Origin of the sequence: Schlesneria sp., assembly GCF_036405755.1 — a bacterium.
Classification (GTDB): domain Bacteria; phylum Planctomycetota; class Planctomycetia; order Planctomycetales; family Planctomycetaceae; genus Schlesneria; species Schlesneria sphaerica.
In genome coordinates this window covers 1-10,339 of record NZ_DASWWZ010000557.1, presented here as the reverse complement: position 1 = coordinate 10,339, position 10,339 = coordinate 1, and the positions used below count along the sequence as shown (strand labels likewise).

Here is a 10,339-nt window from a genome sequence, read left to right as displayed (position 1 = left end):
GTCCGTACTGGCCGTTTCCACCATCCACAGTTCGATATTCCGCAACGCCCCGAGTGCGGGCATGATATCGCCCCACACCAGCCAGACCCCGATCGCCATGCCGACCGCCATGAACAGTTGCAGAGCCTTGCGGGACTGTTTGTTGATATCGGAAAGAGCAACCTCTTCCTGCGTCTTCCCCGGCAATGAGGCTGCGGCGGCGATGGGTGTCCCCGCAGGCGTTCCCCCCGCAGCCGCTTCGGCACGACGCTCGCGGGCCTTCCGCATCGCCAGGTCACGGTACGAAAGCAAGGACCAGCGAATCAGAGTTGCGTGGACAATTAACAGCCCGATCACCAGCCAGAACGTTGCCAGCAATCGCCAGGCAAGCTGAACCGAGGTGTAGTGATAGCCCGACAATGACAGAACGCCGAGAGACAGCGGACACAACAGCGTCAGAACGTACCACACAGTCTTCAACTGGGTGGCCCAGGCTTTAGGAGCGGCCGCGTACGCAAACTCGAGTGCCCCACCCACCGGCTGCATCACAGAGTGGGCCGAGGCCATCAATGCGATCAGGGTCCCCAGAAATGCCAGCCGACCCAGCGAGTTCTTGATCGACTCGTTGGACTGAGATTCCGTGATGGTCACAATCAGGATTAGAGGAAGGCCACACACCATGAACCACGAGATTGCGGAACGAAGCAAACGCGTGCTCGTCTTGTTCCAACCGAAATGGTCTTCTCCGAGACCGTGCCGACGACACACGAGCCGCAGCATCTCGAATGTTGCATAGATGACCCCCGCTTTGCGCAGCCCCTGCCCGACCGCATGAATGAATTCGGATCCTCGTTCGGTCGCCGTTAATGCGTGTCCGACGTAATACAGGATCGAGGGCCACTGGATTGCGAGCAACCCGGTGATCAAGAGAACCCAGAGCGTTGGATAGAAGGCCGTGTTGTTACTGCGAGCGGCGATTTCCCCGAGTTGCGTGATCTTCGTGCGAAGAAATCGCCGGAACAATACGAGGATCAGGAATGCGGCCAGGAGCAGCAGGGCCTGGAGAGGGCGGTTCAGTACATCATTCCAGATCGCGTATCCGACCGTGACCCAGTTTTCTCCATTCACCAGCCAGCTGATTGCCGGCATCAACTGATGCAGGTCTGCAACCCCCAGGATTTTTGCACTGCGAATCCAGAGAATTCGTTCGTCGGCATACGCGGCATATTCGTCGACCTTGGAAATTAACTGTCGCTGTCGGACATCCGCTTCGACCAGATTGTCCAGATAGCTGTTCGTGTCCGCAATCAGTGAGTCATACAGGTCACGCTGAGCTTCCAGCACCTGCCTGATACTCTCCTGCAGGTACTCCTTTTCGTTTTCGGGAATTGGAGGTTGCAGGTGAGTCATGATCGCTTTGACGTGTCGATCGATCGTCGCCAGATCGCTTCGCTTTTCTTCGTCGTCGATCAACTCCAGACACACTTCTGCGATCAGTGCCGTCCTTCGATTGATTTCCTGCACATTTGAGGTTCGATTCGGCAGATCGTCGCGTTGCTTGCGCAGCAGCAGTCCAATGGCTTCTGTCGTACCCGCAGTGTCGTATCGCTTGGAAATCCGGTTGAACTGCTCGTCCATTAACTGAACGACCTGATCCAGGTGTTCGACTTCATGAGCCGTCCTCTCGATGGTCGTGGCGAGTGTCCGACGTCGGCCGGCAAGAGCAGCATTAACCTCGGCAATTTTCCGCACAGCGGGATGGGCCTGGACAGATGCGCGAGTCGCTTCAATCGCCTGCTGATCCGCCTCCTGCCGGCGACGGTCATTGACGATGGCACGAAGTGCTTTGGCGTGTTCTTCCGTTTCCAGTACACGCTGTGCGGCGCGGTCGCGCTGGGCCGACAAGAGATCGCCCGTCGAGTCAAAGTATTGCAACTCGATCTGCGCCGTCGCCATTTCTGCAGTGATGGCTCGCTTACGTGCCTCAAGATAGGCGTGCACGGAATTTGTTAAATCAGCTGACTCACCCGGTGCGGGCTTGGTCTCAAGCTGCTTCTCGATATCGGCGAGTTGCTGCCTGGCCGAGTCCGCATTTTTGGGAATCTCGAGTCGCAGATCAGCCCGGCGTTTAGGCTCCTCCTTGAGACTCTGCAGGGACTTTTGTGCCTCAGTGAAATTACTTTCCGCCTGGGTCAGCATCGACTGGAGCTGCGCTAGAGTCGCGTCAGGCGCGATCACGGGAGCAGTCGGGGGGGCCGGTTTCGCCAGTTGCAGCTTGATTTGCTGCAGCGTCTCGGGGGCTTCACGGGTGAGACGAGCGTACTGTTCACCGAGAGCAGTGGCATCAGAGGCCTGCTTTAACTGCACCAGCGTCTTGGCATAATTGTCGAGAATCCGGGCTTTAACCCCGGCCTCGAGCTCATTGTTTTCCTCAACACTCTTGACCCGTTCCTGAATCGCTTCAAGAGTCAGTTCACTCCCGTTCTTTGTCGCCGCATTTGTGGACTTCGCCGGTAGAGGATCATCCCCCGGGGCTTTCTCCTGTGCGTACGCGACGGCAACCATTCCCGAGAGGATGATGGTAAGGAATGCATGGGAAAGGACGGTGCGCCAAGTCAATTTCGGTTTCTCCTGAGTCGATCCTGATCCTAGTTCATGGTGCCTCCCGGTTCAAACTGCTGCACGGAAACCGACCAGATGCAGCCAGTGGGACACCATCGCCCGGGAAAATCAGACGCTCAGAAAACCGGGCAACTCATGTGCCGCCGACGACCTCTCTTCCCCAGTGAATAGCCCCCTCCATCTGAAGAAGATCGTTCTGAAGAAAATTGAATTCTGATTCAACGACGCAGGGAGGGGTGATTTTCATGGGAGGCCCACAAGTTGGACGATTCGGGCGTTCTGACGACGGGACTGCTAATTGTCCTCAAGTAACCAAAACACATCCGTGAAGAACACACGTTGGCACAATTCGGAGAACATATTTTTTCCAGGCAATATGCACACCTGCATAGCGCAGCGGTCACCTCCCCGGAATGCGTGCTGCTGAAAAAATTCCTCCAGCGAACTCCCCTCGCGATTGCCGCCGGTCCCCTAGTCGACCCGTCCATTTGACGGAATTTGCGCATCATCCCGGGGCTGCTCGTCAAGTCCGTCCTGGTCTGTGGGCGAGTGGTCTCCTGTTGCCTTTCCGTCCTCAACTGGAACTGTTTCGCGGTCCAGCTGCGCCTTTGCCTTCTCGATTTTCACGATCGTTTCCCTGGCGAGATCTTGCAGTGAGAATTCCCTCCCCCTCCCGATACCCCGTCCTCCTGGCGGCGCTGAAAGCTCCCGGAGCGACACTCGATGGTACCGAAACATTTCTGATTCAGCGTAATGCTTTAGCCTTGGAAGCGATGGACTGGCAGCAGTCCCCATCTCGCCGAGGGCACTCATGATCCTCGCGACCTCATGAATGGGTCCCGTGATATGTGCTGGAGCAGAACTGTAGGGATTGAGGACATCGTTTTCCTTCCGGACTGCGGCGTAGTACTCATCAAACACCTTCGAGTGCCGGTCCAGAATTTTATTCAGTAGATCCACTGCGCCGGATGAATGAGGAGCGATCGCGACGACGCACCGGATACCGTTTTCAAACTCGGTCGCCAACAGCTTCTCCGCATACGCGAGAACCTCAGAAGTTTTCAAACCGCTTTCGGCCAGCAGCAATGCGGCAAAAGGTCCCTGATAGAAGGGCGAGCTCAGTTTCATCGTCCCCAATTCCGTCGGGAGCGGTTCCAGTGATCGCTCCGCAAGCGGAACAAGTTCAGGATAGGATTTAATGGACTCTCCGCTCATCCGAAGAATCGTTTCGGCACACCGGACCGACCAGTTTGTCAGACTGTCATCTATGGTGGCGATGGCAACGATTCTGCTGATGAATTCCCTCGAATGGCGACGAATTTCTGCTTTGAGACGTTGCTTTGCTTCCTCCGACGAGACGGAGTCCGGGAAAGCAGAATGCCCCCTGGAACTCGAGATTAAGATCGTGTCGTGCTGAAGCGAATACAAAAACCAGCCGAGAAACTCTCGCGTTGACTCCTTTTCTGAAGAATGCTGAAAAGCCGATAAGAGTTCGGTGACGACGATTTCGGCAGGGAGCTTTGTCAGTAAATACATAAGCCCTCGAACGATCACCTGCGGCTCTTTGGGCACTGGTATCCCATTGCGAGGAACCCCCATGGCGCTAATGATCAGATCAGGGTTTTGGAGGCGAATCGTTTGAAGGATGGCCCTGGTCAAGTCTTGGGAATCAGCCCGATCTGCGAGGGCGTTCATCGCAAGAACGGCCTCAGCAACCTTTTCCTCGTTTCGTTCCGTCTGCAGCATGCGCAACCAGTCGCTCAAGGTGATTCCATTGTAAGTTGGCTCAGCCTCTCTTAAGTCACTCGCCCTGGGTTCGCGTTTGGGCGTCGTCACTCTGGTGTCCGGGTCGCGTGGCAACGCCGTTTCGCTTTCGCCAAGAGGCCCTGAAATAGCGATGTCGGCCAGACGCTCTGCCCGTGTGCCCGGTTCGTCCCAGCGCAGATCCGCGTCGGGCTCGAGCAGATCCTTGATCCGTCGCTCGACGATTTCGGCCTGATGAGCCTGACGTCGCGAGTGGCTGGCGATCAGTCTTTCAAGTCGTTGACTGATGGACTCAAACTCTCGGTGCCGTAGTTGCTGACGATGTTCGAATTGCCGAACAGTAAGGGTTTCCAGTTCCCGCAGCAGGCGCTGGCGCTCGTCTGACCTCGCCTCACGAATCCGCCGGGCAAGCTGTTTTGCCTGTCGATCATAGGATGCATCCTCTGCATCCTGAACGAAGAGGCCGGAAAAGGAATGATCCTGCGGCAGAGGTTCGCGGAGACCAATCGGGCCCTCTGCGGCGAGAGCTCGATCTCGGTCGGAGAGGTTTGAGGGCATCGCATCGGCGACCGGATGAGGCTCAAACCCATGGACGATCGCCTCATCCTGCTCCCCCTCCGCCGGCGGATCGTCTGTCTCATCGGACGAATGGTTCCCGGCCCGCTGCTCTCTGGCCTCAGGTTCGATTTTCTCCACTAAATCGCTGACACGTTCTTGTGTTGCCGGGTCAGCGACGACAATCACGGATTGGCTCTCGAGTTCCGGGATCACCTTGACCGAGGCTCCGAACACCTCTTTGATCGTCGTCGCGATGTTCTTGGGGGAACCACTTCGAACTCGGAAGAACGTCGTCACATTCCCTGGTGCGGCCCCTTCCTCACTTGGCTCGATCGGATCAATTCCGACCGGTTCGGTGTCAGTCAACCCGACTGAATTGGAATCGGGAATCTCATCCTCGGGTTCAGGCAATTGCTCACCAGCCGGGGGCTCGGACTGTGACTCGTCCAGTTCGTGACTGCGCCTTGAGACTTCATGAACGAATGCGACGATGTCATCGATTGTCTTTCGATCAGCCATCACAACGACAGAGCTGCTGCTCTCGATCGCAGAAACTTTGATCCCGTCTCCGAAAAGTTCACGGATCGATCTGGCGATTTCGGTAGCAGAGCCTCGTTCGATTTCGATCAACTCCCGCACTCGCGGCGCGGGAATCGGTGACTCGGCAATTTCGGAGACGTGAACGGCCGAGTCATCGTCATCCGACTGCGCCGAATGAGGGATCGGCACATCCTCGTGCTCTAGACGAATGTCATCGCTCTCGTGTGAGGAACCACGGGCTTCCCGACTTGAGAACGCCTGGGCGAAGCGAGACTCCATGTAGTAGATCGTGCCCAGGATAATGCTTACCTGCACGACGATGCCCAGAACAATCCAACTCGCCAGTTTGTATCTGCTCGCCATGGGATTTCTTTCTTTGTCAGTTGAAGACATCGTTGCTTCAGTAAACATCAATTCGTGCAAATTGTCCGAGTGAGATATTGCATCGGACACAGGATCCCTCGGCGGAACGACGACGCGGTTATCGGTGACCACCGAAACCGTGAAACTTAGAATTCACCTTCGTTCTCTAACGCCTTTAGCTTTCCCAGGACGGCATCGGTCTCGGGTTGTAACTCGTCATCCCATCCATCATTGGCTCCGTCATCGGCGGGAGTCGGCATTAACACCGCAGCCTCCGTGGGAGGACTGACACTGGCATGCGGCAGGGGAACAGCCGCTGGGGGACGTAAGGCCCAGATTGCCCCGCACACGACGAACAGCAGAATCGCGACTAGGCCAGATTGCCATTCTCTTAATTTCGCTGGCCGCCTGACTAAGTCCGTGACTTCAACCGGCAGCGGAACCCGTGTTGGTTGCTGAACGTGGGCCAAACAGTTCTGCAAAAGTGCCGCAACTTGATGGGCATTCTCGAATCGGTCGTCGATCTGCTTGGCCTGCAGCTTGGCAATCAATGCTTCCAGCCAATCAGGTACAGCCGGATTGATCTCGCGTAACGGACGGGGTGTCTCGTCACAGACACGCCTCAAAACGCCCATCGCCGTTTCGGACCGAAAGGGAGAATGCCCCGCCAGCATCGTGTAAAGCACCGTCCCCAGACTGAACAGATCAGTCCGATGATCGACCTGATCGCCCCGTGCCTGTTCAGGCGACATGAACTGAGGCGTCCCGGCGATGACTCCACTCCGCGTTAAACTTGCATCATCCGCCGCGCGGGCCAGTCCGAAATCGGTGAGCAGTACGCGCTCAACGTTCCGTTCCAGCAGAATGTTGCCCGGCTTGATATCACGATGAACCAGTCCCTGAGCATGTGCTGCGGCGAGCCCGTCTGCTACTTGCTGCCCGATCCGCAGCGTATCGACGACATCCAGCGATCCCACGCGGGTCAATCGCTGCTGCAGCGATTCGCCGGGAACATACGGCATTACGAGGTACGGCGGATGATGAGAGGCATCCACGGCATGAATCGCGACGACATGCTGATGGACAATTGCGGCAGCCGCCTGAGCTTCCCGGACGAACCGGCGCCGTGCCGCAGCACTCGTCGCACAGAACGGGTGCAACACTTTCACAGCCACGTACCGGTTCAGTTCGTGGTCGTAGCCTTTGAGCACAATTCCCATTCCACCGCAGCCGATCTCCTCGAGAATCTCAAACTCACCCAACCTTCCGAGCATTGCCGGATTGTCAGAAGGGGCGAGGAAATCAAGCGGAACGGTGCGGATGGACTCCTCTGCTGGATGCATCGAAAGTCCACTGAATTCGGATGAATTCGTGTGAGGCTGGAGCCCCGCCAACGCATCACGCGTTTCTTCCCACCAATGTGCCGTGGCCGCCAGGGATTCCATCTGCTGCTGGCAACCGGTGCAGTTTTCGAGATGTCGCACGACGGCTGTTTGAGTTGCCTCAGGCAACTCACCATTCAGCATTCGCTGTAACTGTTCCCGATCATAATGGGACATGCGAGTAAACATGGTTCAGCTCTTTGAGATTGCCTGGACAACGCCGTATTACGGTCCGCCGATCAATCAGAGTCCCCTCTGATTCAGCGAGAATTCATTCTGTCAGTCGGGCCTGACGCAGCACGAGTGCGCAGGGCCAGCCGAAACCGAGGCGAAAAAGTTCTTGCTCAGCGAAAAGAACGACTATCGAACATCTTTCTTCTCAAATTCTTCCACCTTTTCTCGTAACCGTTTCATCACGCGATTGCGTGAGACGTAAATCAGGCCTGCAGAAATTTGCAGTTCACGTGCGACGTCAGCCACCGGGTGCCCCTCGACGGCGGTTCGCCAGAAGGCGAGCCAGTTGGATTCTCGAAATTCATTCCGAATTCGATCGGCGGCCCAGCGAAAGACCTGCCTGCGTTGTTCCAGGTCGAAGAGTGCCGACTCATCCCCTTCCGGAGCCGGCAGATCAACCATCACCTGCTGAAAATCCGTGTCGCCCCGACCTCGCGGATGTCTCGATTGCCTGATCAGGAAGTTCACAACCAGATTGCGTGTGATCGTGGACAACCAGCCCCGAAAGGTCCCCCGCCCCGGATCAACCTCCCAACGATCGATTGAACCTGCAACCGCCAGCAGCACCTCCTGTGTGATTTCACGGGCATCCGCGTCCTGCACGTGTCGAGTGCGAATCAGGCGATATATGAGTGGCTGATAGATTTCGAGAAATGTCGTCCATGCCTGCTGATCCCGCGTATCGCGGAGCCGCAGAACAAGACTCGGTCGAGTATCCGGAACAGGTGCCATTGATGCCTCAGGAAAAGGAGGCCAACCGTGCAGGTTCGTGTCACGATGCAGCTCACAAGAGTAACACAACAGTCGCACGGAAATCTTACAAGAATTTGCAGCCTGCCCGCAGAACGATCGTAGAGCGAGGGACCTTCCCATTGATTCAGCAGTGGATACTTGTGCGACGGACATCTCAGCCGATGCCTGAGGTGGTCCGACTGGATCGAGCCGTTCGGGCGAGACTGGAATTACAGGCAGGATGGTTAGTTTCGAGCGTTCAGGTTAACTATATTGCTGCGGGTGCTCTGGCGTGACGGGATGTTCGCGTTGGTCACCAGCCAGTCATACAGGATGGAATATGCAGCAATCAGACGTCGTCATCATCGGTGGAGGGATCATCGGCCTGGCTACGGCCTACCGTCTGCTGGAACAGTTTCCCGACCGGAAGGTCACGATCCTCGAGAAAGAGCGCGAGGTCGCTCAGCATCAGACCGGCCACAATTCGGGAGTTCTCCATTCGGGGATTTACTACAAACCCGGTTCGTTACGTGCCACCAATTGCCGCGATGGCCGCCTTGCGATGGAAGAATTCTGCCTGAAGGAAAACATTCCGTTTGAACGCTGCGGTAAAGTCATCGTTGCCGTCAATTCCAAAGAGATTCCGCAGCTCGAGCGAATTTACGAGCGGGGAATTGCCAATCAGATTCAATGCGAGCTGATCGGGCCCGAGCGACTGAAAGAAATTGAACCCCACGTCCTGGGGGTCCAGGCGATTCACGTTCCCGATGCAGGAATTGTCGACTACCGCCAAGTGGCAGAACGGCTGGCCGAACGCGTGAAACAGGCGGGCGGTCAAATCAAGATGAGCGCCAAAGTGACGGGGATGTTCCGCAGCGATAACCGTATGGTCGTTCAGAATGAAGCGGGCGAACTGGAAGCTCGTCTGGTTGTGAATTGCGGCGGACTTCAAAGCGATCGACTTGCCTGGCTGTCGGGGGTTCGGCCCAATGCCCAGATCATCCCTTTCCGTGGCGAATACTTTGAGCTGAAACCCTCAGCGCAGCACTTGTGCAAGCACCTCATCTATCCTGTACCTGATCCCGAGTTTCCGTTTCTCGGTGTCCACTTTACCCGCATGATTCATGGGGGGGTCGAATGTGGGCCCAACGCCGTCTTCTCGTTCGCGCGTGAGGGTTACTACAAGACCAGCTTCAATCTGTTCGACACCCTCGAATCACTGACGTACCCCGGCTTCCTGAGGATGGCCTGGAAGCATTGGCGCGCGGGCTGGAACGAATTCCATCGCTCGTTCAGCAAAGACGCATTCGTGGCGGCGCTGCAGCGGCTCGTCCCTGAAATTCAGAGCGAGCACCTTGTCCCTGCCCCGGCAGGTGTCCGGGCACAGGCACTGACACGAGATGGCCGACTGGTCGATGACTTTCTGATTCAAGAGAACGATCTGGTCGTCAACGTGTGCAATGCACCCTCCCCGGCTGCGACCGCCTCTCTGAATATTGGAAAGCTGATAGTCGAAAAACTGGCTCCGCGGTTCTGACCACAGTCACCGAATCATTTTTCGATGGGGAGATTTGCTTCTTTCCAGCCCCGAAAGCCGCCATCCATACTGATGACGTTGGTATAGCCCATCTTCTGCAGATTGTCGGCGGCCAGGGCCGAACGGAATCCACCGCCGCAGTACAGCACCATCTCGCGATCGAAATCGGGAACAAGAGCTTCGATATCGCGTTCGATGATCCCTTTGCCGAGTGACTTCGCCCCCGGCAGATGCCCCTGCGCGAACTCACTCTCTTCACGGACATCAAACAGCAGGAACTGTTCGTTGGCCGCGATCCTCTTCTCGACGTCCGGGACCGTACACTCGCGGATATTGCCCCGAACGGCTTCAACGAGTTGCAGGAAGCGAGGCGCATGATTTGCCATATCGTAATATCCTTCTGCACCACTTCTGGTGTCCACAAGTCCATTCTAAGAATTGATCGAGATGAGGTTCCGTCCAGAACGTCGAAGCTCACCTGAAATCAGGCCGAGTTTGAAAATATCAGAGTGCCGCAGACATCGACAAGCAATCACCGTTCGCGACCGGAAAGATCCTTCTCAATCTGAGTAAAAACGCATCGTGTCTGTTTGATACGATCGCAAAACCTGCGATGATGGGGCACGGA

6 protein-coding genes are annotated in these 10,339 nt (G+C 56.3%); 1 reads left to right on the top strand and 5 read right to left on the bottom strand.

Annotation, left to right across the window (positions count from 1 at the left end; all coding sequences use genetic code 11):
• From VGE80_RS18690 to VGE80_RS18675, 4 genes are all read right to left on the bottom strand, one after another.
• A partial coding sequence (locus VGE80_RS18690; RefSeq protein WP_440593715.1) for a hypothetical protein occupies window positions 1-2,598 on the bottom strand: 2,598 nt, incomplete at its 3' end.
• Between the two features lie 474 nt (window positions 2,599-3,072).
• A complete protein-coding gene (locus tag VGE80_RS18685) occupies window positions 3,073-5,826 on the bottom strand; it encodes a hypothetical protein (protein WP_440593714.1) in 2,754 nt (917 codons plus the stop codon).
• A gap of 146 nt (window positions 5,827-5,972) precedes the next feature.
• A complete protein-coding gene (locus tag VGE80_RS18680; protein ID WP_440593713.1) occupies window positions 5,973-7,397 on the bottom strand; it encodes a protein kinase domain-containing protein in 1,425 nt (474 codons plus the stop codon).
• 171 nt (window positions 7,398-7,568) lie between these two features.
• Complete coding sequence (locus tag VGE80_RS18675; protein ID WP_440593712.1) at window positions 7,569-8,174, bottom strand: RNA polymerase sigma factor; 606 nt, start codon at window positions 8,172-8,174, stop codon at window positions 7,569-7,571.
• A gap of 340 nt (window positions 8,175-8,514) precedes the next feature.
• Here VGE80_RS18675 and lhgO point away from each other — a divergent pair, with 340 nt between their 5' ends.
• Window positions 8,515-9,711, top strand: coding sequence for an L-2-hydroxyglutarate oxidase (lhgO, locus tag VGE80_RS18670; RefSeq protein WP_373650433.1), 1,197 nt, complete (start codon window positions 8,515-8,517; stop codon window positions 9,709-9,711).
• Window positions 9,712-9,725: 14 nt separating this feature from the next.
• Here the strand turns inward: lhgO and VGE80_RS18665 are convergent, their stop codons facing one another.
• Entirely contained in the window at window positions 9,726-10,097 is a 372-nt protein-coding gene (locus VGE80_RS18665) for a rhodanese-like domain-containing protein (protein WP_373650432.1), read from the bottom strand.
• Between the last annotated feature and the right edge of the window lie 242 nt (window positions 10,098-10,339).